This is a genomic window from Synechocystis sp. PCC 6714, from assembly GCF_000478825.2.
Lineage (GTDB): Bacteria > Cyanobacteriota > Cyanobacteriia > Cyanobacteriales > Microcystaceae > Synechocystis.
Genome location: NZ_CP007543.1, coordinates 81,991 through 108,692, shown reverse-complemented (window position 1 = coordinate 108,692; position 26,702 = coordinate 81,991). Strand labels below are relative to the sequence as shown.

The following is a 26,702-nucleotide window of genomic DNA, read 5'->3' as shown; positions in this document are numbered from 1 at the left end:
GGGTTGTGGAGTTTATTCAATATTTTCGATGAATTATTGAATGAAAATTAACCGTCAGGGGCAAGCAAAAGTATTAACTGAGCAGGAACTGCATGACCTATTCACCGTTGGCTTGCTCACTCCCCGTGATCGCCTTCTATTCGGGATCTGTCTTTACACTGGTTGCCGCATTGGGGAAGCCTGTTCTTTGGCTTGGGCTGATGTCACCAGCGATGCCATGACTTTCCGCATTGAAAAAACCAAGACTAAATCCAGTCGCACTGTGGCAATTTCCCCAGCATTACAAGTTTTGTTTGATCAGTACCGGCAACAACAATGCTTTAGGTTTTCATCTGCCTATGTTTTTCGGGGAAAACGGGTGGGGTCGCATCTACATCCTTCCATGGCCCACAAGATTTTGAAAGCGGCAACGGATAGGATTGGAGTGAGGGGAGTATCGACCCATTCTTTCCGTCGCACTGCGTTAACCATGATGTGTCGCAAGGGCATCAATCTACGGGTGATTCAGAAAATTAGTGGTCACAAGAATTTGAATGTGTTGTCCCATTATCTGGAGGTTTCTGAACAGGAGAAGGAGCAAGCTTTATCTACTATTTCATTCTGAGTCGGGGCTAGGGTTTTTCCTAGGGGTTAACGACGATAACTATGATTCATTTATTGGTTGGTATGGATGGGGAAGAAATTTATTTGCCGGAATCTCTCTATCAAGTGCTGAGACAGGTTACCCCCTTATTAGCTCAGGGAAAAGGGATTACACTCATTCCCCAGAAACATTATTTAACTACTCAAGAAGCGGCCAATTTACTGAATATTTCCCGTCCTTATCTCTACAAACTTTTAGATCAAGAAAAAATTCCTTTTACTAAAATTGGTTCCCATCGCAGAATCAAAGCGGAGGATATTCTTGATTATCGACAAAAACGAGACGGCGATCGCCAGATTGCTTTAACAGAATTAATTGCTACTAGCCAGGAACTCGGTTTTTATCAGGCTGAGAAAATTTAGGATTTTCAATGGTTCTTTTCCCAGTGGTGCTAGATTCTTGTGTACTGTACCCAATGTACCTGCGGGATACTCTGCTTTGTGCAGCTGAAGCAGGTTTGTATCAGGTGCGCTGGACTGACGAAATATTGGCTGGTGCTTTCCAAAATCTGGTTAAAGATGGTCGTATGAATAGGATTCAGGCAGATGGATTAAATCAGGTAATGAATCGGGCTTTTCCCAAAGCTTTGATCGATATGACGGATGATTTGCTTCCCTGCATGGACAATGATAAGGGCGATCGCCACCCGTATTTTGGCGGCGGCCTGGGGGTTTAGTTGGTTAAACCAGGACTGAAATGGACTAGAACCATTAACTGTGAGATATTCTTGGACATTCATTGTTCAAGATTGCTTAGTGACCTAAATGTTACCACAGAGTTAAAATTGAAGGCCTTTTTTCGTGAGCAAGTATGCTGTATCTATTTGCTCCACCAAAGAACAAAATTATTTTTTGCTGAATCCAGTTACGTTTTGTAAACCCCTGCTCCACTCCCACGGAGATATGTCTTAATAGTAGATATATCCCTGGTGACTATCATACCTACAGCCAAGAAGCTCACTCCCCGTGCGGAAGCCCAGTCGGAAACCACTAGCCCAGAGCGTCTGCGGGAACTGGCCCAAGACCCAAAGTTGGCCAAGCTAGTAGCGGCCAATTATATGGCGCCACCGGATTTGTTGGAGGAGCTGAGCCACACCAGCGATAAGCCCCTGCTCAAAGCTCTGGTCAGTAATCCCAATACGCCGACGGAGGTGTTACTGAAACTGGGTTCCCTGTTCCCGGAGCAATTGTTGGACAATCCGGTGTTCGATATTTTGTTGATCGAAAATCCCAATCTGTTGTCGGAGTTTCCCAAGTCTTCCCTCAATAGTTTGCTCAAGAGGGAAGTGGCTCCGGTTAGTTTTTTGCGTTGGGCGGCGGCCAATAGGGATGAGAAAACGTTGCAGTCGTTGTTGATTAATCCGAATGTGCCGGTGGATGTGTTGCAGGGGTTGAGCCAGCCTGGGGATTGGGATGTGGCTATGGCAGCGAAGCTCCATGTTAATAGTGGGGTGGAGGTCGAACCAATCTGGGAAGAGCAAGGGTTAAAGCGGCGGGTCCCGTGGCAAGAAAATGAACTGGTAACAGATTTTTTTAGGTATGTCTGGCCGAAATTAAAGGATTTAGCTTTGTTGGACCGGTGGGTACGCTTTAATGTAGCCTCAAATCCGAATTGTTCAGGATTCAGTACTAACTCAACTCGCTACTGATAAAGATGGGAATATACACTGTGCTGTAGCAGATAATCTCTATTGTCCACCGACAGATTTAATCGTGGATTCCTATTTAGAAAAGTTCACCAAAAGTTCTATCCCCACCTACCCTCGTCTCATTGCTTTCCGTTCCCCCCATTGTCCCACCGGTGCCCTTGCCAAAAACTACCGCAGTCGAGATTGGCTAGAATGGTGTGCGATCGCCGAACACCCCAAAACTTCCGATGCCACCCTGCACAAATTATTCGATGGTAATTGTCTCGTACGATAAAAAGCCAAAACTAACCTCAATCAACGCAAAGTTACTGCCCCAGAGGACTAAAATTATGGGAGAACTATTCAAATTTATGTTCTGGCTTATCTTTGGACTAATATTTGCCCTCATTTGGATTCTAGCCAAAATCCTCGGTGGCGCTTAGCCCTACTATCTGTTTAATAATTTAGTTTAATTTTAAGTACAATTTATTATGACAATTCAAGTTAACGAACACAACTTGCGCGGTATATTTTCCCCTAAAGACTATCAGTTCAAAATTCCAGAATACCAACGTCCTTACGCTTGGACAACTGACCAAGTGGGAGATCTTTGGAATGATCTTCTTAATGCATTAGACCAAAAAGATGAAGAAGAACCAGAATACTTTTTAGGTAGTATGGTTTTAGTGAAGCCAGAGCGTAAACCGGAAGCCGAGGTCGTTGATGGGCAACAAAGACTCACTACGCTAACAATATTATTTGCTGCTATTCGTCATCATCTTCCTCCTTTAAGTGTGCCTTCCTTGGAAATAGAAAAACTGTTTTTTGCCAAGGATATGCGTGGCAATAAAAAACCCAGTCTTACAATAAGAAAACAAGACAATAAATTTTTTAATGAGAGTATATATTCTTTAAATGGCATAGAGACCTTGATCAAGCAAGATTCAGGATTTGAGTCTGATAGTCAGATACGTATAAGAGATAATGCTCTGTTTTTAGACAAGCAGTTGAAAATAAAGTTTAAAGACAGTAATCAGAAGGAAAAAGATGAGTGGCTTACCGATTTTGTTGAAAAAATCCTCGAGCACTGCTATCTCGTAGTTGTAAGTACAAAGGATTTTGAAAAAGCATATCGTATATTTTCTACCATCAATAGTCGTGGATTAAACTTAACTCATAACGATATTCTTAAGGCAGAAATTATATCCAAGATGGATGATGGAGAAAAACGCAAAGAATATACGGAAATTTGGGATAGTATGGAGGCAGATTTAGGGCGGAGTCAATTTGAATCTCTTTTTGCATATATTTTTAGGATTGAATATCAAGAAAGGCCAAGCAAGAGTGTCTTAACCGAGTATAGGAAAAGAGTTTTGCCAAAATATGCGGCACAATATCCCAAAGACTATGTCTTTAAGTTCGTTGATGAGCTATTGCTTCCCTCCTCAAAAGTTTTAGAAATTATCAATGCTCAAAATTATGAATGCGAAGATCAAGAAGTACAAAACTTTATTAATGATTATCTACGCTGGCTTGACTTAATGGATAATGATGACTGGAAAGCTCCTTTAATATCATTCATGATCAGATACAAAAATGAATCTAGTAAACTTTTGCGGTTCCTGATAGAGCTAGAAAGATTCGCCGCCGCAATCATGCTTTTAAGATTCGATATCAATGCCCGTGCCCGTGCTTACCGACCCATTATTCTCGCAACTCAAAAGAGTTCAGCAGAGGCAATTGATACTATTTCTAAATCTCTAGGTGCGGAAGAACAAGACAAATTAATTCGAGAATATCTCGAAGGTGAAGTGTATAAAGATAAAACAAGAAGAAAGTACATCCTTTTGCGCTTAGATTCAGCCCTAGCAGAGAATGGTAAAAGTGAAAGTTTTAACAGTAAAACCCTGACTATAGAACACGTTTTACCTCAAACTTTAACTCCAGAATGGAAAGAACTAGGCTGGAATCAGGAAAATCACGAGCGCTGGGTCAACCGTCTAGGAAACTTGGCTTTACTCTCCCGCAAGAAAAACTCTTCTGGTAGTAACTACAGCTTTGAAAAAAAGAAAAATGAATATTTTCAAAAAGGAGGAAGTGTAACTTTTCCTATAACTACTAGGATTTTGAGCTTCCCAGCATGGACACCTTCAATAGTCGAAGATAATCATAACCTTTACATCAAAACCTTGAAAGAAATCTGGAGACTGAATCTAATGTAAAAATATCATAGATAAATATAAACATAGAGCCTACGAAGAATTAGCAGAAAAGCTAGGAATTAAAAAAGAAGCCCCAGCAATACCAAGCCTTTTAGCACTAGAGAAGGGACTGGAAAACCTTTTCCCCGACATTAACATCAGTCATCAATTCACACAATTACTTCCCTCCAAAAACAATGAATAACAACTCACCCAAATTTAATCCCCTCACCCTATTCGGCTTTGGCGGTGGGCTAGTAATTATGGTCGGAGGTCTCGTCACCGGCAACACAGCCCTCACAGCCCTTGGACTTTTAGGGGGAGGAAGCATGGGAGCCACTGGCATAGTGCTCCAAAACAAATCCCAAGAACAGACAACTACCCCTCTAGCACCCCTGAGTCAAGCTACCATTTCAGCACCACCTCCATCCCCACCGGTATCAATGCAACCAGACCCCATAGCAACAGACAAGGTTAAAGCACCAACCGCAACTCCACAACCAGCAGTGGTATCAAAGGAAAATGAGGCGGGGGAATTCTTTGATTACTTTTTGCCGCCCACCGATGATAAAGCTGAAATAATTAATCGGCTCAACATATTTTTTAGTAAACAAGACTTAATGGCCCAATTTTGGGACAGCTCTGACATATTTGAAGAGACAGTAACAGTTACTCTACCAGATGGAAAAAAGCGGTTAGTAGCCGATGTTGTGACGGAGTATAAAGGTCGTCCCAAACCACCATTATTCTTTGACTCTAACTACCGCATTAGATTCGTCAATAAACCCGGTAATATTGCTGCTGACTTCACCAGTCCCCTGATTTTAATGGTGGAAGGCATACTGCTCAAATTGCCCAACAAAGAAGAATTTCAATATTTTGATTGGGAAGGATTCCAGGATATTTATATGGTTCTTGATGGCGATACTCCTGTCATGGATTTTCATTTTTATCCAGATGAATCTAGTCCAGATGGAGCGCATCTTTGCATGGACATTGTGACTAACCAGGAAAATCATATCACAAGAGATGCCACATCTCTATTCTGTTATCTACTTGCCAGAAGATTTTGGGAAATAGAACTGAATTCACCAAAAGAATCCTTCGATATGGGAGGGAAAATAGTTACAGCAGTTCGTTTTGACGAGAACACATTTACAACAATTGATAAGCAGGAAATCGAAAAACTGATCGTATCAATTTTAGCTGATGATAGCCTTAATGAAGAAGCATTTGAAGAACTTATGAGTCAGATTGAGATCAAAGCTTCTCCCTTTGCTTTTGAACTTAAAACTGTTGCTTACCTAGAAAATGATCAGCCGATATACTTAGATATGATGACCTATTTTTCAGAGGACAAACAAACAAGAATAAATGCGATGAAATCTATGCATACGTTAACTAAAATGAGTCCGTTGCCAGAAGATGAAAAAATAGCTCTTTTTATTGATTCTTCTGATGAGTTTACTAAATCTGCTTTTGTATTAGTGCCCGAATCAGGTATATCTTCGGTAGCGAATATAATTGCAAATTATACTCAAAATAAATACGCTCCTTTTTATTATGATTCTCATTTCAAGATCTTTCTAAAAGAAGAAAGTAATAATATTCGGATTTTTAATAGCTTTGTCATTATGACTCTGGAATCATTAATTATTAATGATAATGGTAATATTAACATATTTTCGTGGCTCGAATTTGATAAACCAGAGATGACCCAAGAAAATGGTAGAGAAATAATAATTTTTAAGGCGCAAGATGGTTCATATCTGGGTTTGACTAATTTAATCGAAGAAGCTGATATTGAAGAATGCAAAATAAAAATATATTTTGTTTATTTTACATTAATTAAATTGTGGAAATTATTTGAAAATTGTAAAGAATTTCATTATGACATTACCGCAGTTTCTGATAGAATAAATCCTTGGTATAAAGAGAATTTGAGTGAATATTTGATAAATTTAGATAATTTTGTTATCGATAGTATGCTGCTTAACGATTCATTTTTTTCATCAGATTGTGAAAGTATAGAATACGTTCCTTTTCCTTTTTCCAGCGCCACTAGTGCGCCTAACAATTTAGATGAGTTAATCAAAACATTAGAGCTTAATGCCCAAAAACAAGATGGCCAATATATTCTCATTATCAGCACTGAAGACTATGTTGACCAGGATGGAGATCAAGAAATAATCATGGTTATTTCCCAGGATGTCAATGCAGAAGTGATTACCATTAATTGCCCCAGGTTATACACTGTCCCCGCCCACCAACAGGAGTTGTTTGCCCAAGCGGCCATGGCAGTCCAGTTCCGAACTAAGTTTCTACGCTATGAATTGGATGAAAGTGATGGTGAAGTGCGGGGATCTATAGAGTTACCCTACAGTGACGATCGCCCGGTAACCCCCCAGCAGTTAATGCGAGCCATAAGGGGTATAGTCGGTCTAATTGACCAATACGACAACTTCCTGCGCTCGGTGGTCAACGACAACGAAATTAACTACAACTATATTTTTACTGATTAAATCATCATGGAGATTAAGCACCATGGCTATGACCATTAGCAACATTACTAAAGCACTGGATCAGGAAAATTTACGCTATATCAAAAAGGATGATTCCTGTTTATTAATTTATGGCAGTGAACACTATTGTAATCCAGAAGGAAAAAAGGAGTTGGTTGTCTGTTGTGCCCTCGATGAAGATGGCGATCGCCTGGTTATTTTTATTCCTAAAGCCTTTTCTTTGCCAGAGGAAACTGCTATTCGGGGTCAGGTGCTCAAAACAATGATGGCTAGGCAATACAAAAAACGCTATGTGCGCTATGAGTTTGATCCCCGAGATGGAGAAGTAAGACTAGGCATTGATCTAATTTTGGAAGATAATAGTCTCTCTAGCAATGATCTACTCATGCACTTGAACATTGCGCTAGAGGAAACAGAGGCAATTTATCAACAAATTCAGCCCCTGTTGCACATTGAATCCCAGGTTAGTAAGTTAGAAGCTCTTTACCAACACGGTATAGACCATGAGCGGGAGATAAATCATGCGTTCGTTCCTAATGCTGGTCAGGAAAAGGGTCAAGATAAGGATGCCTCCTCTTCTAATCAATTCCAGGAAACTAAAGACGAACTACTAGAAGATTTTTTTGAGGCTAATCTTAAGCCTGAACAAAAGCAATTTTTAAGGCGTTTAACTGAAGCTGGTTTTAAGATTAAATATACTGGACCCAAGAAACAAACTATTCGTATTCGTAAAGATGGTTATGACTATGGCTACATCAACAAAAGCACCATAAGCAAAGGTTTCTTTGGCTATAAATTTAATATTTCTCCTCTTCTTAGTAATCGTAGGGCTTCGGATCATTGTCCCTCAAGTCTAGTGGGGGAAGGAAATGAAAAAAATCTAGAAGCCGCTTTAGAAAAATACTTTACTGAAAAATATGGCTTCTATGATGGTTGGTATCTTGATCAGAATAAAGGCACCGGCAAATTCTATGTCATCATCTCAGATCTTGAATCAGCGACAAGAATTTTTGACCTTGATGAGGTATAGATAAACTGTCATACTCAAAAGAGCTTGGCAATGGTCTGCATTGGCAAATATAACTTCATTGGCTCTTGCTGAAAAGTCATGAAACCATACTTAACGCAAAGGCTTTTAGCCTGTTCATGAAGTGCTTCTACAACGACAGCAAGGGATGCAACATTGACAGGACTTACGCAGAGAGGAAAGAGGTAAAGTGGTGAAATGAGATCTTTTAGTCGTTTGGATTACTGCCAGTATCTACTGAGCAGTCCAGTAAATTACACCCTAACGAATCTGGCAGAGCACCTTGAAGGTATCAGCCATGACCGGATTAAACGTTACTTGCAAGGGGTAAAACTCACCCCCCGTCTTCTGTGGCAACAAGTAAAATCAGAGCTGATTGAATCATCAAAAGGATATATAGTTTTCGACGATACGGTCCTCGACAAAAGTTATAACGAGAAAATCGAATCGAGCTACTGGCAGTACAGTGGTAACGCCGGCGGGTTAGTCAAGGGCATCGGCTTGGTCAGTTGTGTTTATGTAAACCCAGGAATAGGGCGATACTGGGTGATTGATTACCGTCTGTACGACAAAAAAGCAGATAGGAAAAGCAAACTAGACCACGTTAAAGAGATGCTCCAGCATGGAGTGGAGCAAAAACAACTGAGCTTCTCCACTGTCCTAATGGATAGCTAGTATGCCACGCAAAAGTTGATGGCTTTTATCGATGAGGAATTGAACAAGATTTATTATTGGGGTCACAACAGAAAAGGGAAAAAAACGTACGCTAAGCAATAAGAAAGCTTATAAATAGGGGATTTGAGCATTTAGCCACGCTTCTAAATATAGGGGTAGCAGACCTAGGCTAAGAAAGAGAAGAAGCTGGAATCCAACGATAGAAGGTAGGAATAGAGACCCCAAGATCCTTAGCAACATCCCTGGGAGGAAGACCAAGGGCGAGAAGAGCTTTGCCCGATTCAATCTTGCTATCAGTCATTTTACATTTACGTCCACTCTTATGACCCAATTGACGTGCAATGAGAAGACCGGCTCGAGTACGTTCAATCATCAAATCACGCTCCATTTCAGCCAGACTAGCCATAATACGGAAGAAAAAACGCCCAGAAGGAGAACTGGTATCAATAGAATCAGTCAGACTCTTAAAATGAATTCCTTGACCATCTAAAGTAGTAATCAAATCAATTAAATGCCGGGTACTGCGACCAAGACGATCTAAGAGCCCATTTATAAAGTGGTAGAAGTAGCAGAAAGACGACGCAACATAATGCGAGTCATCACGGCATAAATAGCCGCTTCGCTCATTTCTGGTAGATGCTCATAATCCTTACTCAAACGACGATACCAGTTCAACCAACCGAGCGTCCTCTCGATAATCCATCTTTTTGGTAAGACCTCAAAAGACTTCCCTGAACGACTAATCACCTGGACTTTGGCTTGAATTAAGAGCCAGATGGCTAACCCAAAGGTATCACCTCGATAACCCTGGTCTACTAACATGCTCTTGACAGACTCGAGGAGTTGAGTTCCTTCTTCAAGCAAACTCATCAGAGCATAAGCTGTGACGATGCGTTCACTTGCATTTGCTTCGGTCACTATCACTCTTAGAGCGTGTTTGAAAAGTAGGGTGAAGAATGGAAAATGGTGAAAAGAATAAAATTTTCACCATAATTAATGATAATCCGAGAATTTTACAGCACGGACATCACAGATAGCCAGTGGCAATTGGTAGAACCTCATTTACCCAAAGCAAAAACTGGGGGAAGAAAACGGAAAACTAGTCTGAGGGAGATACTCAATGCTATTTTTACATGCTCAGAACGGGGTGTGCCTGGCGACTTCTGCCCCATGATTTTCCTAAATGGCGAACGGTCTATGGTTATTTCCAGCAATGGCACGAAGATGGTACCTGGAAAAAATTAAACCGTATCTTCCGTGAGAAAGTTCGGCTCAAAGCTGGAAGAAATACTCACCCTAGTGCCGGTTGTTTAGATTCACAGTCACTTAAAAAGGCTGGAACTGGGCAAGAAACTGGCTATGACGGTGGAAAAAAGGTCAATGGTCGTAAACGCACAATCCTCGTGGATACCATGGGATTACTTCTCGATGTTGTCGTCCATGGTGCCCATCGCTCTGACCATCAGGGTCTGATTCTACTTGGCACCTGGTTTGCTCCCCTTTGGCAGTGTCTGCAAGTTATATGGACTGACAGCACCTTTGGCGGAAAGGATTTTATTTACTGGGTGGAGCATACTTTTGGTTGGACCTTGAATGTGGTCAGCAAAAAGCAGGGACAAAAAGGCTTTGAAGTCCTACCCCGCCGTTGGGTAGTCGAGCGCACTTTTGCTTGGTTTGGTCGCTATCGTCGTTTAAGCAAGGATTATGAATATTTACCTACCACCAGTGAGACAATGCTCTATGTTGCCATGGTTCATCTCATGCTTCAAAGGCTTGCTTAAAACTTTTCAAACACTTTCTTATATCTTGATAATCATAGCTACTCTTATCAAAATTCGGAAAAGCTTCGGAAACGTCACCATCTTGACAAAGTATTTTTAATTGCTCAATAGCAAACTCAGCAGTCAGGGGTTGAGCAGTCATTGTTATACCTCTAAGTGTTTATCAATTGAAGAAACGAACAAAAATAGTATGCTTTGTGGTTCCAAGGCCGTGTCGACAACAGTGATGTCAGCCTTGGTGATCGCCGTTTTCTGCCCAATTGCGATAATGCTATCCCAGTTTTTAAAATACGGATCAAGTTGGCGAACCCCTGTTAACATTTCGTAAAATTTGACTTTAAAATTTTTTTACTAAAGTTGATCTGGAAACGGCAAAGCCATTATAGGGACTCGTTATTAGATTAATAATTTCCCGATATTGAGTTAGTGACCATATTTTTAATAACGGAAAATTTAAGATAACTTGATTACTAATTTTATTGATGAACTGTAACTGTATCTCGACTCATTTCAATTAAAGAATAATCCTCAAATAATTTAGTTATTTTTTCTAAGTTTTTTATAAAAATGTCCTCCAATTCTTTATTTTTAATATTCCCTGTCGTAACCAATAAAAGTTTATAAGGTTGTTGTCGAATATAAAATGAATCCCAAAAATCTGAATCTTTGGTAATCACAATCCCTTGTTCAGAAATTGAAATCAGATTAATTTCTGTGTCTGGTGTAGCATTTCTTAAAGCTAACTCTTTTGTGTGAACTGAATCATAACCCATGGATTTAAGAAGATAAGATAAACGAACAGGCAATTGAGCATCAACAAGGAATTTCATACGATAACTTTATGGATGCTTTTTACTTGGGTCAACTTGGTGGCATAGGCTAACACTGCAAAAATATCATCCCGCTCTAAGTCTTCATAGTCTTCAAGAATTTCTTCAATGGTCATACCAGAACTGAGGAGTTCCAATATAGTTTCCACAGGATAACGGAGACCACGGATACAAGGTTTTCCATGGCATATAGCTGGGTCAATTGTGATACGCTGTAGCAACAGATTAGGTTTGTTCATTTTCGGTAATTAATATTTTAAAATTGCAAAAGAGACAAAAAACTTTAACTGACTGAAATAACTTAATCATAGCTTGACTACTTATTAGGAATAGCCCAGAGTACATCACCAAGCCACCACCCGTTGAAATGCCTCTTGGTAATACTGCAAAGTTGTCTTATCGGCACAAACAAAAGCCACCGAACCGATCGCCATATTGGAGAGAAGAAAATTACTAACGGTTTCAAGGGCAATGCGGGCCGCTATTTCCGAGGGAAAACCCATGGCTCCACAGGCGATCGCCGGAAAAGCCAGACTACGAATACCGTGGGACACCGCTAACTGCAAACAGTTTTGGTAACAACTGATTAATAGCTCTTCCTCACCGTGGTTCCCCCCTTTCCACTTTGGAGCCACAGTATGAATTACCCAATTGGCACGGAGATTAAAGCCAGGGGTTAATTTGGCTCCCCCCACGGTACAACCCTGTAAATCCCGGCAAGCCTGCAACAATTCGGGCCCCGCCCCCCGATGAATGACCCGGGATAAAGCACCACTATCGGACAAATTACGATCTGTGGAATTGACAATGGCTTCTACTTTTTCCTTGGTAATATCCCCCAGCCGGGGGACCTTTTGGAAAGCATAAAGTAAGTCAGAATGCCCCGCAGAGCGATTATAATTGCGTCGATAATTTTGGGCACTGGACATTTTGCGGTAGGACTTGAACTGCCGCTCATTCAACTTTTCTTCCAAATCTTCCAATGCCGCCGCTTCCGGGGCCGACATCGGCAAATTAGCCCCCATAATCTCCTGTCGGGCTGACTGTAACACCTGCCCAGCTCCACCATAATCGCCCCGATCAACCCTCTCCATGGCTTCCTTTTTGGCCCGGGTCGACATCATCAATGCCACCTGTTGTTGTACTTCTTGGTTAAGGGGTAGGGCTTCAAATTCCGCTTTAGTCAGCACCGGCAATTGGAAGCTAGCGGTTACAGTCTGTTCCTGCCTCTCTCCATTTATCCAACTAAGCACCACTGTCCCCAGGGGCTGTTCCTCTTTCAGAGCCGGGACTTTTAGCCGCACTACCACATCAATGGGGTTGCCATAAATGAGATTGGGAAGCTGGGAACGACCTTGGTTATCCAACTCAAAATCATTCAACAGATCCAACACCTGCACACCGGCCTGGGAAGTGGCCGCCAACGTCACCCTATTGCCATAGGTGGAAGCCAGACCCTGCAATTCCCGTTCAAAAATAGTCGGTAATTGTTCCGCATCAGCAACATAGTAATAATTGCCGTCCCCACTGCGGGCCATGGCTTCGAGCAAATCTTCGTTGTAGTCATCCCCCAATCCCAAGGTGGTGGTACTGGCTCCCCGTTGAGCTAAATCATGGGCATCGGTGGCAATGACATCAGGATTAGTTTCCCCTTGATTAGCTAAACCATCGGACAACAAAATAATCCGGTTCAATTCAGTATTGAGATTTTGGCTTACTTGGATACCTCCCTGGAGCCAACCACCATGCAAGTCAGTACAACCTCCAGGTCTCACCCCCTGCACTAGCTGTTTTAATTGGGCTTTATCCTTTGCTAGCGTACTAGGAATAAGGGTTTGCACCTGGTCATCAAAGATGGTCACACTCAGGCGATCGCCGGGGGAAAGTTGGTCAATGGCGTAGCACACTGCTTGGCGGGCATAGGTGATTTTATTATGACCTTCCATAGAACCAGAACGATCAATAACAAACCCCAAGTTCAAGCTTGGCCGGGGCTGATCCATTGCTGGTGGAGAAAGGGGAGTAATCCGAATAATTAAATCTAGGGTGACGGCCCGTTCAGAACAGACAGCATTTTTGAGGGGAATAAAAGTAACTTGGGGCGTATTCATTGGTTAAACCTTTTTTTCTTGATTGAGGAAAGACTTTGTAAAATCCGTTGCCAAAGATTCTGTTGCTCTTGATGGGTACTGGGTAACAAAAAATCATTGCGGACATGGACTTCTAAACCAGGCAGAATCACTAACCTTGTCCAAATGGAAGGGGTTGGCAATGCAGTTTTTTCTAAATTAGAATCATCAGCTTTCCCAACTTTCCTGGACTGGGATGGAGCAGGGGCAGATTTAGCCGACCTTTGTTGAATTTCTTGCAGGAAATTCAGGGCTGGATTAGCAGGGGTTAGGGTTAGTACCACCCCGCCCTGGAGTAATGCTTCTAGTTCTTGATTGGTTTTTGATTTGGCTAAATTGTCGATGGCACTAGCTCCGTAACCCTCCACCAATAAACGCCGCACCAATAGGGCTTGTAAAAGATGGCGGTAGAGGTAACGGGCTTCTCGGCCCTCCTTGAGAGGTTCATCCAACAATCCCATGCCGGTGTAATGCCTCACCAACCGGGAAGTCATCTCCTCCCGCACCCTGGTATGGGACTTTTCTTCCGGTAGAAATTGGGGCAATAATCCGTTGACTATTTCCACAAATTCGTCGAGGGACCAAGGTTTCGGGGCTTGGCTGAATTGTTGCAATGTGCTCATGGAACTATCCTAAACACACAGTCCAAAAATGTCAATGACAACTTTAATTGTCATTATTAGATTAGGCAAGAAAACTTCAACCTCAACTGCCCCGGTGTGACGTTCCCCTGTTGCCTGCGGTGATAGTGAAGATGACAGGGGGAGCAAAGAGCCTTCAAATTACTGGGGGAGTTATTACCTGGATCATAATCACAGTGATGCACTGCCATCATAAGCCTATACCCTTCTTCCTTGGACAATCCTTTCCCTCTCCAGGTTTGAGGCATTGCACCCCGCACCACTCACAGGTCCAATTAACAGATTGCTTTTTCTGTAGAGCCAACTGAGACCAGTCGGAGGGATAACGGTCATCTTTCATAGTGAACCCGTAGTAATTAAAGCTTGTCAATAAAGACTTAAGCAGTCTCGCAATTATTTGAAATGACTATAAGCCTCCATCCTGATGAAGTACAAGGATTAATAACTTAAGGAAATTTTCATCCCCTTTTACGACATTTAGAGCTTCCCTAGAATGCTCTCTGCAGTCATAGTCAGTGAAAATTGTTCAACCCTTTTATTAATGAGATTATTGTAGCTATTATCTGCGCGATACCACTCATCTAAGATATTCTGTACCTGTTCTATTCTAAGGCTTAATAGAAAATCTAATTGCTCTTGACTGAATCTTTTTCCTCGAACATTGAGGGTACGTTTTAAACTTAATCTGAGCATATTTCTTGCTTCTTCAGCACTCTCTGTAATCCGGTTTGACTGGTTTCCCGTGTAAGGAAATCTTAGGGAACGCGCAATGAAATAATTCAAGCCCGGACTAACATATCGTAGGTTACGAGGATCATTATTTTGTTGGTTTCCGTCCAGGTGATGGATTTCTACCTCTCCTTTACGTGCGTAGTAACCTCTACCATAAAGCTCATAGCCCGTGGCCAAGAATTTGCTAACTTGATGTTGATAAACACTATCCTTACTTATCTTGGTTTCGTGAAACTCGAAAAATCCACTATTTTCAAGCAGTTTAAACAATTCTGACCTCTTCCCAGGGGTTAGGAAGAGATAGCCATCTTTATTGATTTTCCAAGAAGTAAAGTCAAGGTATCCCAATGACTTTACCTTAGCAACACTTTCACGCAAGGCTTGCATTGAACCATGCCTAAAAATAGCTCTTGCTGTTTCGGCCACTAATCGGGGGATTTTGATTATGGGACCCCTTGCTCCCCATAAAAAGCAAAAACTTAGAAGGTGTGATAACAAAGATTAGTCGGGTTTCGATGGAAATATTGATGGGTCAGTGTGCTCTTTCCAAGTCGAGTACTTATCGTTACCTCAATAGCTCCATGTGGGTTACGCCATTAAGCATTAAGTAGCTACGATGGTTCGGGTGGTTTTTATCTTTTCGGAGGAACTTGGTGAAGATAGTCGTATTTAATGGCAAGGGAGGAGTTGGGAAAAGTACCATCGCCGCCAATTTAGCCGTCATTTCTGCCAGTCCCCTGCTTGATGCAGATCCCCAGGCAACTTGTTGTTACTGGGCCGATCGCCGTGGGTCTAATAATCCCGAAGTTGTGGATGTGTCTTTGGGCCGGGTGGCAATTCGGTTGAAAGCGCTAGAAAAAGCGATTGTTGATTTACCCGGTGCCTCTGTCCCCGGAGTACATGACGCATTGTCTGTTGCTGATGTGGTTTTGGTTCCAGTGGTGTATGACCAAGCAACGCTAGATGCTTTGCCAGCCACTTTGGAGTTAGTGCGCAATGCCCATCGACCTACAACAATGTTACTTAATCGACTTCATCCCCGTGCCCATGCAGGTGGAATTGTAACTTCCTTAGCTCCCTTAAATGTCTCCATTTGCTTGACCCCAGTGCGAGAACGAGCCAGTCATCGAGATTGGTGGTCCCAGGGGTTAGTGGCTGCTGATTTTCCCGACACCGACGCTGGGGGCGATATTCTGCAAATATGGCAGTGGTTGCAAACACAGAATTATGCCTAAAAAACTATCAGTTCCTGAAATTCGGGTTACGTCGGCAGAACAGCAAGGTCTGTTTGCCCAAGCGGCTGACCCTATCACTCCATTGAAAGAAATTGATATGAACGGCGCCACCCTAGTGGAGCTGGAGGATATTGTTAAAGCTGCTCACCAGTCTTTCCAATCCCATTTAGGGGATGCACTCCAAGCTGGCTTAATTGCCGGTAAAGCGTTGTTAACGGCGAAACAACAGTTTACTTATGATCGCCAAACTGGGGGCTTTCGAGGCTGGCTGGAACGGATTGAAGTAAGCAAATCCACCGCCTATCGATATATTGAACTTGCAACAAACGAACCAATTGTGTCCCAGGCTGGGACACTTTCGGAAGCGATGGAACGATTAGCCCAACATCGGGCAGAACAGCGGGCCCTGAAGGCAGGGCAAGAACAAGTAGAGGTCAGGAAACGTCGGGTAACTCTCAAGTTGAGTAATGAGCGGGATCAAAAGCTGGAAAGCATTGCCCAAAGTCGGGGGGTGGATGTGTCAGCTTTGATAAAGGAAATTGTTGAGCAATGGTTGGCTAATGAGCAGGATAGCTAAATTCCTCAGCATTTCTAAAAAGAACAGTTCCCATGGGCACCACCGCTAGATATACGGTCAGCATTGCTAGGTCTGGGCTCCGTCTGCGGGAGTCTCGTATTATTGCCGACTTACTCCTACAGAAAATTAGTGATGGGGATTGGCAAAGGAAAATTCTGGAGGAAAATGTTCTTCAAATTGGCAATGTTGAATCGATAAAAAGAATTGCAGGGCTACTCCGTTACCGCATAGAGGCCCTAGGGGAGTCATTATGGTTACTGATTCGGGATGGCGATCGCCAGCAAGCTACCCAAACAGTTTTTGCAGGAGCAGTTAAGGAGAGCCCACTTTTGGGGGACTTTATGGATGTAGTTATCCGTGAGCAGAGAGGTTTGTTTGCCCCTAAGCTCGAAAACTGGATGTGGAGTGAGTACATTGAAGTTTGTCGGGGCAGAGACCCATTTATGCCCTCTTGGGGGCCGTCAACGGTTAAACGGTTACGTTCCAGCGTTTTTCGTATTTTGTCCGAAGTAGGTTACCTCAAAGATAGTCGTAGCCTAATGTTGCAAAATGTATTTATTGATGATCAGCTACGGCACTATCTTAGAGAAAAAGACGAAAAATATGCTCTACGTTGTCTGGAGGCAATGGAGTGACTGCTGATCTAACTCACCGCTGGAATCAAATTCTCTCCCGCATCACCAGCCAAGAATTTTTGGCTAATCGAGGCATTGGTAATGAGATTGCCTGCTATGTGTTTGATTACGATGCTAGTGAAGAATTACACATGCGGGAATATCTAGGGTTAATGTTAGAAAGGCTTCACAATTACCATAGTCAGCTTCAGGTACTGCATTTAAATCTATTGGACCTGGTTGTGGCTTATCTCAACCAGCGGAGTTTGCTAGATAAGGCGATCGCGCTGGAGCAATCAAAGGGAGACGGGGGTTTACTCAAAGCTCTGAAGGGTCCGTTAACAGCGGAAAAAATTAGAGATTTTATTGGAGCAGAATATCAACCAGAGGAATATGACCTATTGCTAATATCCGGGGTGGGGAGTGTCTGGCCCCTATTGCGAGCCCATAGCTTACTGAACTGTCTCCATCCCATTCTGGGCCACACGCCATTGGTAATGTTCTATCCGGGGCGTTTTGATGGCAAAACCCTGCGCTTATTTGGCGGCATAGCTTCTGAGTCTGCCAAACCGGGAACCGAGCCTTATTACCGAGCTTTTTCTTTAGTGCCCAGGGAGACCTCAAAATGCTGATTCAAGACCTATTTGATCGCTCCATTGATCGCAATATCAATGGAGTAGTTAAAGCTGACCAACTGGATTCAGTCTCCGTTTGGCAAGAGTTAGAGGAGTTTGTGGTTACCCAGGAATTGAGAGGGCATTTTAGTGCTCTTATTGCTGTCCTGTTGGAGGCAATGGAATCGGGGGTAGGAGCGGCAGATAAAAATGGCATTTGGGTATCCGGCTTTTTTGGTTGCGGCAAATCTCACTTGATTAAAGTGCTGTCCTACCTGCTGGAAAATGCCGAGCATAGCGTCAATGGACAAACCCGTCGGGCAGTGGATTTTTTCACGGATAAGTTTGCGGACCCCATGCTATTTGCCGACCTGAAACGGGTCATGGCCATCCCCACTGATACTATTTTGTTCAATATTGATAGCAAAGCTGACCATGGCAAGGGAAGAGATACCCTGTTACAGGTATTTCTGCGGGTATTGAATGAGAAACAAGGTTATAGTGGCGACCATCCCCACATTGCCCACTTAGAAAGGCATTTGGACGAAAAAGGTAAGTTGGCTACTTTCCATCAAGCTTTTGAGCAAGCTGCCGGCAGTTCTTGGCTAGAAGAACGGGATGCCTGGGAATTTTACCGAGATCAAGTTGTCAGTGCGCTGACAGAGGCCCTGGGACAGAGCACAGAATCAGTAGAAAAATGGGTTGATCAAGGGGGGGATAACTTTAGTCTGACGGTGGAAAACTTTGCTCGCTGGGCAAAACGCTATTTGGATCGTCAGGGCTCCAACCACCGGCTCATGTTTTTGGTGGATGAGGTGGGGCAGTTTATTGGTAACGATACCCATCTAATGCTGAATCTTCAGACAATTACCGAACAACTAGGGACAATTTGCCAAGGCCGGGTTTGGGTGGTGGTAACTTCCCAGGAAGACTTGGATTCGGTACTCGGAGATTTGAAAAGCACTAAATCCCACGATTTTTCTAAGATTCAAGGACGATTTAAAACCCGTTTATCCCTCTCCAGTAACAACGTCGATGAAGTCATTCAGAAACGTCTCTTGCTAAAAAATTCAACGGCCCGATCGCCATTGAGTGAAGCCTATGAAGGCAAACAGGACATTTTGCGCAATCAGCTTTCCTTTGTGAATGCTGGAACAACCTTCAAAACCTATGCCGATGTTAATGAATTTATTGATTGCTATCCTTTTGCCGCCTACCAATTTATATTGGTACAAAAAGTGTTTGTGTCAATTCGTAAGGCGGGGGCTACGGGCTTACATCTTTCAGAGGGGGAACGCTCAACCCTAGATGCATTCCAAAGTGCGGCGAAGCAATTGGGGCGGGAACCCATTGGTAAGCTGGTGCCCTTCTATTCCTTTTATCCGGCAGTGGAAAGCTTCCTCGACACCACTGTTAAACGCACTATTGACCAGGCCGCTGAAAATTATGTCCTGCAACCCTTCGACATCAAAATTCTCCAGGTTCTGTTCTTAATTCGCTATGTGGAAGAGTTGCCGGGAACAGTGGACAACCTAGTAACTCTCTGTGTAGATGAAATTGATGCTGATCGCCTGTCGCTACGGAAAACCATTGAGAGATGTTTAGCCCGTTTGGAAGGACAAACCCTCATTGCCCGCAATGGGGACCTGTATTTCTTCCTGACCAATGAGGAACGGGACATTGGCCGGGAAATTAAGAACACCCCCATTGCCTCTGGCGCAGAAGAGCGGGAACTGGGAAACCTGTTATTTCTCGATATTTTGGGGGATGAGAATAAACATAAATATAAAAAGACGGGCAAGGATTTTAGCTTTAACCGTATTTGCGACGATCAAGTCATTGGTTCCCGCACAGAAGGCAGTTTAGAGGTGATTTTTGCTAGTCCCCTAGGGGAATCCTACGAAACCCTATCGGGCAATGAAGCCTGCCTAATGCAAACGAGCCATGAACGACACCAGGTCTTAATTCGCCTGCCTGACGATGTCAGCCTAGGGCGGGAGTTACGGACTTACATTCAAACCGAGTCCTATCTGAGAAGCAAACAGAGTGGTACTTTACCGGACACCACTAAGCGTATTTTGGGCGATCGCCATGGGGAAAATCGTGGGCGACGGGCCCGATTATTGGCAATTATCAAAACCATGTTGGAATCTGCTTGCTATTTTGCCAGCGGTTATCAGCTCGATATTCGCAGTTCTGATCCCAAATCAGCCCTGGGGGAAGCCTTGGAGTATGTCATTGTCAATGCTTATCCTAAAATGGGGCATATCCAACACCAGCATCCTAATCCTAAGCAGGAAATCCAAACGCTGTTGCGGGCGAATGACGTTGAGCAAACATCGTTAGGGCTAAATACGCCGGAGGCAAACCCCGAAGCGTTAAATGATTTGCGGGAGTATCTACAACTTGCCGCCTTGAAAAATCAGCAAGTAGTTGTCTATGACTTAATCAATAAACGTTTTGGCGATCGCCCCTATGGTTGGCCGGAGTTGGAGGTGGCCCTATTATTGGCCCGACTGATGGTACTCAAGGAAGTCGAACTGTTGGAGATCAGTAAAGTCCCCATCCCCCTAGAGCAGGCCTATGACTACCTCACCCTACCGGGAAAGCAACGAAAAGCTCTGCTCCAACGACGGGAAATTGCCGATGTCCAATTAATCAAGCAGGCCCAAACCCTCGGTAAGGAACTCTGGGGACAAATTTTCCCGGAGGAAGAGGATAAACTTTTTCAGACCCTCCAAGCTCAGTTACGGGATTGGGATGATGCTCTGAATGAGTTTGCCACCCTGGCCCATGCGGGCTATCCCGGCGCAGAAGAAATTGACCGTTGTCGTCAGACCCTGCGACCGTTGATGGGGGAAAACAATTCCCTCCGTTTCCTAAAGCGATTTCTAACCAGCAAAAACGATTTACTAGATTTGGAGGAGGATTACCAAGAGCTAAGCAATTTTTACACCCATCAGCGTCATAGTTGGGAGCAATTACGGGCCACCGTCCAAGAACTAAGCCAAAATCGCCTCCAATTGGAATCCCATACGGAAGCAGGGAAGGCCTTGGATCGAATGGAGAAAATTCTTCAGGAAAAACGCCCCTACGGTTTTCTTGCCCAAGCCTCAGCCTTAAAGGAGAAGGCCAGCACCTATAACAACCAGTTGGTCAGTGATGCCCGTCAGCAAGCAATGGTTACTCTTCAGTCCTACCTTGGCCAAATTGACACGGAGATTGGTAATTGTGGGGGAGATGCCGCTTTACTCTCTCAGGCGATCGCCCCTTTGGAGCGGTTAATTAAAGAGGTGGAGCATTCGGGCAGTATTGCCCATATTCGTCATGCCCAGGAAGAAGGGGAATCGGCTTTTGAGCAAGGAATGCGGTTAATTGAACAAGCAATCCTAGCATCACAAATAGAAATTTCGGGGGGAGGCAGTCCACCCCAGCCTAAGCTCAAACCTCGCCGGGTGTTAGAAGTGAAACGTCTTTGCCAGGATAGTTTTCTTGAAACCCAAGCGGATATTGATGATTTTTTAAGCCGCCTTCGTCAGGAACTCGAAAAGGCGATCGCCACTGGGGAACGGATACAAATTAAGTAGCTGATTTAGAAAATTATGATTGATCACGATCGCCTATTTAAGGAACTGCTAACCACCTTTTTTGTGGAATTCCTAGAGTTATTCTTCCCGCAGGTGTTGGACTATCTAGACCAAAATTCCCTAATTTTTCTCGACAAGGAAATTTTTACTGATGTCACCGCTGGGGAAAAATATGAAAGTGATCTGGTGGTACAAGCCAAATTTCAGGGGCAAGATGCCTATTTTTTAATCCATGTGGAAGCCCAAGCCAGTGCTAAGGGGAATTTCAACCAGCGGATGTTTCACTATTTTGCTCGCCTCCATGCCAAATTTGACCTGCCCGTGTATCCCATCGTCCTTTTTTCCTATGATCGCCCCCTGAAACCTGCCCTGCAGGGGTATTGCGTCAATTTTCCTGATTTTCCCGTCTTAACATTTAACTATCGAGTTATTCAACTCAACCAGCTTAATTGGCGCGATTTTTTAAGCCAACCTAATCCCATCGCATCGGCATTGATGGCTAAAATGCAGATAGCACCCACAGATCGTCCGAAAGTGAAAGCGGAATGCCTTCGGTTACTGGTTACCCTCAAGCTCGATCCCGCTAGAATGCAATTAATCTCAGGCTTTGTGGATACCTATCTGACCCTCAACCCAGAAGAAGAGTCGGTTTTTAGATCCACCATCGCCGAATTGGATTCCCCAGACCAGGAGCAAGTGATGCAATTAACTACCAGTTGGATGCGCCAAGGTATTGAACAAGGACAAAAATCTTTATTACACAAGTTGATCAAGCATCGTTTTGGGGAATTAGATGATGAAATTTTGGCAAAGGTTGAACAACTAACAGTGCCGCAGTTGGAGGAATTGGGGGAGGTACTATTGGATTGTGCTGATGTTACAGACTTGGAGCAATGGTTACAAAAATCTACTGAAAATTTGTAATCGGCGATCGCCACCGGGGAACGGGTACAAATTAAGTGATCTTTCAACTTACTAGTAGAGGTACATCATACTGGCTGAATTTACTGTCCTGGGAAATTAAAATTAACCCTTCTGTCTGGGCTTGAACAATGAGCATCCGATCAAAGGGATCTTTGTGATGTTTGGGTAAATCAGCGATTGCCAAACCATGTTCTGCGGCAATGCCTAATACCTGAAAGTTGTTTTCCTTGAGGACTATTAGTAAGTTGTCAGGGGTTGATAATTTCCCTAACGATTTTTTGATCGACATTTCCCAAATGCTAGCGGCGCTAACAAAGATTAAGTGTTCAGGATTGGTAATCACTGCTCGCTCATTAGAAGTTAGACGATTATCATTGCCGAGCCACCACAGCAAAATATGGGTATCTAGCAAAAATTTCATTCTTCATCCCCGTAAAACATAGCGTTGATCTCTGGGGATTCTTCGTTGAAGTCGTCCGCCATGATGATCTGTCCTTCCCAGGCTCCGGGTTGGCGAGGTTTGGAGACTCCTTCGTAGGGAACTAAGCGCACTAGGGGTTTTCCGGCCCTGCTAATGATGACATCTTCCCCGGCTAACACGGATTCTATGAGTTGGGATAGATGGGTCTTGGCTTCGTGAATATTGGCGTTACGCATAGTTATTAATATTAGCTAAGCTTAGTCTAGTTTATCCTGATCAAGATAAAAACCAACTCGGACAAGTTGCAGTACTGTTGAAAGTAAGTCCTCCAATGCTCCAAAAATGAATACCAGTCAACTAAAAAGCTATGCCCCAGCAGCCAGACAGGCCTTTATGGCGGCGGTAACAGCCCAGGCTAATCGGCTAGGCATTACTGCTAGTGGTTGTGAGGCGGCCACGGTGCAAGGGGATGTGTTGTTGATTAGTGGCCAACCCTTTCCAGCTAGTATTGCGGAAGCTAGGGATCGCTTGGTAAAGCGAGTCAAGGATCAGGGCTTTGAGGCGACCATGGAGGCCATGGCCTATACCTGGTTTAATCGGCTCATTGCCATTCGGTTTATGGAGATCCAGGGCTATTTGGATCATGGTTATCGGGTATTGAGCCATCCAGAGGGGCGGGCGTTACCGGAAATTTTGGACTATGCGGTGGAGATCGAGTTGCCGGGGTTGGATCGGGAGCAAGTAATCGCCCTCAAATTAGACGGGACAAAGGATGAGGAGTTGTATCGGTTGGTGTTGATTGCCCAATGTAATGCCCTCCATGGGGCGATGCCGTTTTTGTTTGAGCGCATTGGGGATGAGACGGAGTTGTTGTTGCCGGGCAATTTGCTGAATACGGATTCGTTGATCCGGCAGTTGGTGGAAAGCATTGACGAGTCAGCCTGGGCAGAGATTGAGGTGGTGGGCTGGCTCTATCAGTTTTATATTTCGGAGCGCAAGGATCAGGTCATTGGCAAGGTGGTGCAGTCGGCGGATATCCCAGCGGCCACCCAGTTGTTTACGCCCAATTGGATTGTGAAGTACATGGTGCAAAATTCTTTGGGGGCACAGTGGTTGGCGACGTACCCGGATTCTCCTTTGCGGGAGCAGATGGAGTTTTACATTACTCCGGCGGAACAGTCTCCAGAGGTGCAGGCCCAGTTACAGCAGATCACTCCTAGCAGTCTTGACCCGGAGCAGTTGACGTTGATTGATCCGGCCTGTGGGTCGGGGCATATTTTGGTGGAGGCCTATGATCTGTTGAAGGCGATCTATCTGGAGCGGGGTTATCGTCTGCGGGATGTGCCGAAGTTAATCCTAGAAAAAAATCTGTTTGGGTCGGATATTTGTCCCAGGGCGGGGCAGTTGGCGGGGTTTGCGTTGATGATGAAGGGTCGTGCCGATGATCGCCGGTTGTTTACTCGCCAGGTTAGGTTAAATGTGGTGGTGTTTGAGGATAGTACGGATTTTGATCCGAAAGTGTTGGTGCAGGGGTTAAGGTTGGCGGATTATGGGATGGAGCCGTTTGATTTGGCGGAGGTGAAGCGGTTATTTGAGTCTGCAACGACCTTTGGTTCTTTGATGCATATTCCAGCAAGTCTCATCAAGAAGTTACCTGCATTAAAACAGTTATGTGATACAGAAAATAAATTGCTCTCTTGGAAAGATCAGGACATTCTACGGTTATTGGTACGGCAGGCTGAGTTGTTGGCGGGGCAATATGATGTGGTGGTGGCGAATCCTCCTTATATGGGTAGTAAGTTTCACATTCCGATCATTAAGAAGTTTCTAAAAGAGAATTATGACGGCTACGAAAAGGATTCTTTCTCAGCTTTTATTGATCGTGATATAGCCTTTAGTAAGAGCCACGGTCATTTGGGTTTTATGACTCCATTCGTGTGGATGTTTATTTCTAGTTATGAAAATCTGCGAACTCGATTAATTAACAATGAAACAATAACTTCTCTGATCCAACTTGAATATTCTGGATTTGAAGGAGCAACAGTTCCGATCTGTACTTTTACTCTGCGAAAAGGTCATGTCAAAAGTGAAAAGGGTTGTTATATTCGCTTATCTGACTTTCGTGGTTCTGATAATCAAGCACCCAAGACCCTTGAAGCAATCCAAAATCGTAATTGTGGCTGGTTTTTTGAGGCTTCCCAAGATGAGTTTAAGAAGATTCCAGGGTCGGCGATCGGTTATTGGATGAACGCCAAATTACGAAATACTTTTGTCAAATACAGTAAATTTTCTGAATACTTTTTTAGTGATGGTTTAACAAAAACTGGCAATAATGAAAATTATATTAGATTTCACTGGGAAGTTTGTAGAGAATTTTCTTGTAATGAGGAGAAATATCGAATATGTGTAAAAGGAGGTGATGCGAGAAGTTATTTTGGCAATATTCACAACTTGGTTAATTGGAGCTTAGAAGCAAGGCAACATTACAAAAAAGATCTCGTTGCCCGTATTACGCCAGAATATTTATGGCAAAGTTCGGGTATTTCATGGACAAAAATAAGCTCTAAGGGAGCAACTTTTAGATGGTTTGGTGATGGAATGATTGCGGAAACAGGCGGGCCAGCAATTTTTTTAAAACCATCTATTCCAAAAGAAGCATTGTGGCAAGGCTTGGGTTTTTTATGTTCCAAAGTTTGCTGGCAAATTTTGACTATAATGAATCCTACACTAAATGTTCAAACTAATGATGTTTTAAATCTACCTTTAAGTGTAGATAATACTCAAAAAACATCAACAATAACTCAAGCTTTGGTTGAAATAACAAAATCTGATTGGAACTTCTACGAAACCTCCTGGGATTTTCAAACCTTTCCCCTCCTCGATTATCCTGCCCTCACCATTGAAACCAGTTATCAACAATGGATCGCCAAAAATCGGGAGACTATTGCTGAAATGAAGCGGTTAGAAGAAGAAAACAATCGCCTTTTCATCGAAGCCTACGGACTCCAAGACGAACTCACCCCCGACGTACCCATCCAGCAAATTACCCTCACCGTTAACCCCGCCTACCGCTACAGCAAAGCCCTCAACGATGATGAATGGTCAGTGGCCAATGGCTTTAGCGAAGACCTCGAAACCCGCTTTTGTCAGGACACCAGCAAAGAATTGATCTCCTACGCCCTGGGGTGCATGATGGGCCGCTATAGCCTGGATAAACCCGGTTTAATCTACGCCCACAGCGAAAACAAAGACTTTGACCCCAGCCAATATACCGCCTTTCCCGCCGATGAAGATGGCATCATTCCCCTCACCGATAGCGAATGGTTTACCGACGATGCCGTGAACCGCCTAGTCGAATTTGTGGCTACAGCCTGGGATAAAGACCACCTAGAAACTAACCTCAAATTTCTTGCTGAAAACCTCAGCTCCAAAAAAGGCGAAACTAGCCGGGAAACCCTGCGTCGCTACCTCTGCGATAGCTTTTATAAAGACCACCTGCAAACCTACAAAAAACGCCCCATCTATTGGCTCTTCAGCAGTGGCAAACAAAAAGCCTTTCAATGCTTAGTCTATTTGCACCGTTATAATCAAGGCACCCTCTCCCGAATGCGGACTGAATACGTTATTCCCCTGCAAGGTAAACTGGCCGCCCGCCTGGAAACCCTGCAAGGAGACATCCAAGCCGCCGATTCCACTGCCCACCGTAAACGCCTAGAAAAAGAACAGGCTAAACTGCAAAAACAAAACAGCGAGCTACTTGCTTTTGATGAAAAGCTGCGCTACCAAGCCGATTTGCGGATTAACCTCGACCTAGACGACGGTGTGAAGGTCAACTACGGCAAATTTGGCGATCTCCTGGCGGAAGTCAAGGCCATTTGCGGTAAAAAAGACGACTAAAAATCTATCCCCTGAATCACTAAAC

At 43.7% G+C, this 26,702-nt stretch carries 24 protein-coding genes and 5 pseudogenes; 18 read left to right on the top strand and 11 right to left on the bottom strand.

What is annotated here, in order from left to right; all coding sequences use genetic code 11:
• Positions 1 to 40: 40 nt before the first annotated feature.
• The 9 genes and pseudogenes from D082_RS16490 to D082_RS16450 all read left to right on the top strand — a co-directional run.
• Positions 41 to 604 carry a site-specific integrase gene (locus D082_RS16490; RefSeq protein WP_028946570.1) on the top strand — a complete coding sequence of 188 codons (564 nt, stop codon included), beginning with the start codon at positions 41 to 43 and terminating at the stop codon, positions 602 to 604.
• A 41-nt stretch (positions 605 to 645) separates the two neighbouring features.
• Positions 646 to 1,005 carry a helix-turn-helix domain-containing protein gene (locus D082_RS16485; protein WP_081857710.1) on the top strand — a complete coding sequence of 120 codons (360 nt, stop codon included), beginning with the start codon at positions 646 to 648 and terminating at the stop codon, positions 1,003 to 1,005.
• Positions 1,006 to 1,058: 53 nt separating this feature from the next.
• Positions 1,059 to 1,319: a hypothetical protein gene (locus tag D082_RS16480; protein ID WP_144428766.1), complete on the top strand. Its 261-nt coding sequence runs from the start codon at positions 1,059 to 1,061 to the stop codon at positions 1,317 to 1,319.
• A gap of 252 nt (positions 1,320 to 1,571) precedes the next feature.
• Positions 1,572 to 2,291: a hypothetical protein gene (locus D082_RS16475; RefSeq protein ID WP_028946569.1), complete on the top strand. Its 720-nt coding sequence runs from the start codon at positions 1,572 to 1,574 to the stop codon at positions 2,289 to 2,291.
• A 64-nt stretch (positions 2,292 to 2,355) separates the two neighbouring features.
• Positions 2,356 to 2,565, top strand: coding sequence for a hypothetical protein (locus tag D082_RS19205; protein ID WP_028946568.1), 210 nt, complete (start codon positions 2,356 to 2,358; stop codon positions 2,563 to 2,565).
• A gap of 196 nt (positions 2,566 to 2,761) precedes the next feature.
• A complete protein-coding gene (locus tag D082_RS16465; RefSeq protein ID WP_028946567.1) occupies positions 2,762 to 4,492 on the top strand; it encodes a DUF262 domain-containing protein in 1,731 nt (576 codons plus the stop codon).
• Positions 4,493 to 4,668: 176 nt separating this feature from the next.
• A complete protein-coding gene (locus tag D082_RS16460; protein WP_028946566.1) occupies positions 4,669 to 6,993 on the top strand; it encodes a hypothetical protein in 2,325 nt (774 codons plus the stop codon).
• A 22-nt stretch (positions 6,994 to 7,015) separates the two neighbouring features.
• Positions 7,016 to 8,023, top strand: coding sequence for a hypothetical protein (locus D082_RS16455; RefSeq protein WP_028946565.1), 1,008 nt, complete (start codon positions 7,016 to 7,018; stop codon positions 8,021 to 8,023).
• Positions 8,024 to 8,218: 195 nt separating this feature from the next.
• Positions 8,219 to 8,692, top strand: a pseudogene (locus tag D082_RS16450) (hypothetical protein); the annotation flags it as partial.
• 172 nt (positions 8,693 to 8,864) lie between these two features.
• Here the strand turns inward: D082_RS16450 and D082_RS16445 are convergent.
• Together D082_RS16445 and D082_RS16440 are read right to left on the bottom strand one after the other, a co-directional pair.
• Positions 8,865 to 9,236 (bottom strand): annotated as a pseudogene (locus tag D082_RS16445) (recombinase family protein); the annotation flags it as partial.
• An 8-nt stretch (positions 9,237 to 9,244) separates the two neighbouring features.
• Positions 9,245 to 9,625 (bottom strand): annotated as a pseudogene (locus tag D082_RS16440) (transposase); the annotation flags it as partial.
• A 66-nt stretch (positions 9,626 to 9,691) separates the two neighbouring features.
• Between D082_RS16440 and D082_RS19485 the strand changes: the two are divergent.
• Both D082_RS19485 and D082_RS16435 read left to right on the top strand, forming a co-directional pair.
• A pseudogene (locus D082_RS19485) lies at positions 9,692 to 9,879 on the top strand (transposase); the annotation flags it as partial.
• Complete coding sequence (locus D082_RS16435; protein ID WP_369796152.1) at positions 9,859 to 10,476, top strand: IS5 family transposase; 618 nt, start codon at positions 9,859 to 9,861, stop codon at positions 10,474 to 10,476. The pseudogene D082_RS19485 and the gene D082_RS16435, both read left to right, overlap by 21 nt.
• Here D082_RS16435 and D082_RS18660 read toward each other — a convergent pair.
• From D082_RS18660 to D082_RS16410, 7 genes and pseudogenes are all read right to left on the bottom strand, one after another.
• Positions 10,454 to 10,618 (bottom strand): hypothetical protein, encoded by a 165-nt coding sequence (locus D082_RS18660; protein ID WP_158506528.1) that lies wholly within the window; start codon positions 10,616 to 10,618, stop codon positions 10,454 to 10,456. The two genes, D082_RS16435 and D082_RS18660, sit on opposite strands and share 23 nt — an antisense overlap.
• A 334-nt stretch (positions 10,619 to 10,952) precedes the next feature.
• A complete protein-coding gene (locus tag D082_RS16430; protein ID WP_028946561.1) occupies positions 10,953 to 11,306 on the bottom strand; it encodes a DUF5615 family PIN-like protein in 354 nt (117 codons plus the stop codon).
• Complete coding sequence (locus tag D082_RS16425; RefSeq protein WP_028946560.1) at positions 11,303 to 11,545, bottom strand: DUF433 domain-containing protein; 243 nt, start codon at positions 11,543 to 11,545, stop codon at positions 11,303 to 11,305. The genes D082_RS16430 and D082_RS16425 overlap by 4 nt, the downstream gene beginning before the upstream one ends.
• 105 nt (positions 11,546 to 11,650) lie before the next feature.
• Positions 11,651 to 13,417 (bottom strand): macro domain-containing protein, encoded by a 1,767-nt coding sequence (locus tag D082_RS16420; protein ID WP_028946559.1) that lies wholly within the window; start codon positions 13,415 to 13,417, stop codon positions 11,651 to 11,653.
• Entirely contained in the window at positions 13,414 to 14,058 is a 645-nt protein-coding gene (locus D082_RS16415; RefSeq protein WP_028946558.1) for a MerR family transcriptional regulator, read from the bottom strand. Before D082_RS16415 ends, D082_RS16420 begins: the two co-directional genes overlap by 4 nt.
• A gap of 56 nt (positions 14,059 to 14,114) precedes the next feature.
• Positions 14,115 to 14,416 (bottom strand): annotated as a pseudogene (locus D082_RS19200) (HNH endonuclease).
• Positions 14,417 to 14,553: 137 nt separating this feature from the next.
• Complete coding sequence (locus D082_RS16410) at positions 14,554 to 15,234, bottom strand: HNH endonuclease (protein WP_028946557.1); 681 nt, start codon at positions 15,232 to 15,234, stop codon at positions 14,554 to 14,556.
• 227 nt (positions 15,235 to 15,461) lie between these two features.
• Here D082_RS16410 and D082_RS16405 point away from each other — a divergent pair, with 227 nt between their 5' ends.
• The 6 genes from D082_RS16405 to D082_RS16380 are packed head-to-tail and all read left to right on the top strand — an operon-like array spanning position 15,462 to position 22,359.
• Positions 15,462 to 16,043: an ArsA-related P-loop ATPase gene (locus tag D082_RS16405; protein WP_028946556.1), complete on the top strand. Its 582-nt coding sequence runs from the start codon at positions 15,462 to 15,464 to the stop codon at positions 16,041 to 16,043.
• Positions 16,036 to 16,620 (top strand): CopG family transcriptional regulator, encoded by a 585-nt coding sequence (locus D082_RS16400; RefSeq protein ID WP_028946555.1) that lies wholly within the window; start codon positions 16,036 to 16,038, stop codon positions 16,618 to 16,620. The genes D082_RS16405 and D082_RS16400 overlap by 8 nt, the downstream gene beginning before the upstream one ends.
• A 32-nt stretch (positions 16,621 to 16,652) precedes the next feature.
• Entirely contained in the window at positions 16,653 to 17,255 is a 603-nt protein-coding gene (locus D082_RS17915; protein WP_071880933.1) for a DUF1819 family protein, read from the top strand.
• Positions 17,252 to 17,866, top strand: coding sequence for a DUF1788 domain-containing protein (locus D082_RS16390; protein ID WP_028946554.1), 615 nt, complete (start codon positions 17,252 to 17,254; stop codon positions 17,864 to 17,866). The genes D082_RS17915 and D082_RS16390 overlap by 4 nt, the downstream gene beginning before the upstream one ends.
• A complete protein-coding gene (gene brxC, locus D082_RS16385; RefSeq protein WP_028946553.1) occupies positions 17,860 to 21,435 on the top strand; it encodes a BREX system P-loop protein BrxC in 3,576 nt (1,191 codons plus the stop codon). The genes D082_RS16390 and brxC overlap by 7 nt, the downstream gene beginning before the upstream one ends.
• Positions 21,436 to 21,450: 15 nt before the next feature.
• Complete coding sequence (locus tag D082_RS16380; RefSeq protein WP_028946552.1) at positions 21,451 to 22,359, top strand: DUF4351 domain-containing protein; 909 nt, start codon at positions 21,451 to 21,453, stop codon at positions 22,357 to 22,359.
• Between the two features lie 43 nt (positions 22,360 to 22,402).
• Here D082_RS16380 and D082_RS16375 read toward each other — a convergent pair whose 3' ends face one another.
• Positions 22,403 to 22,780, bottom strand: coding sequence for a type II toxin-antitoxin system VapC family toxin (locus D082_RS16375; RefSeq protein WP_028946551.1), 378 nt, complete (start codon positions 22,778 to 22,780; stop codon positions 22,403 to 22,405).
• Positions 22,777 to 23,016 carry a type II toxin-antitoxin system Phd/YefM family antitoxin gene (locus D082_RS16370; RefSeq protein ID WP_028946550.1) on the bottom strand — a complete coding sequence of 80 codons (240 nt, stop codon included), beginning with the start codon at positions 23,014 to 23,016 and terminating at the stop codon, positions 22,777 to 22,779. The genes D082_RS16375 and D082_RS16370 overlap by 4 nt, the downstream gene beginning before the upstream one ends.
• Positions 23,017 to 23,122: 106 nt before the next feature.
• Here D082_RS16370 and pglX point away from each other — a divergent pair, with 106 nt between their 5' ends.
• On the top strand, positions 23,123 to 26,677 hold the full coding sequence (gene pglX, locus D082_RS16365) for a BREX-1 system adenine-specific DNA-methyltransferase PglX (protein ID WP_028946549.1): 3,555 nt from the start codon (positions 23,123 to 23,125) through the stop codon (positions 26,675 to 26,677).
• Positions 26,678 to 26,702 lie beyond the last annotated feature (25 nt).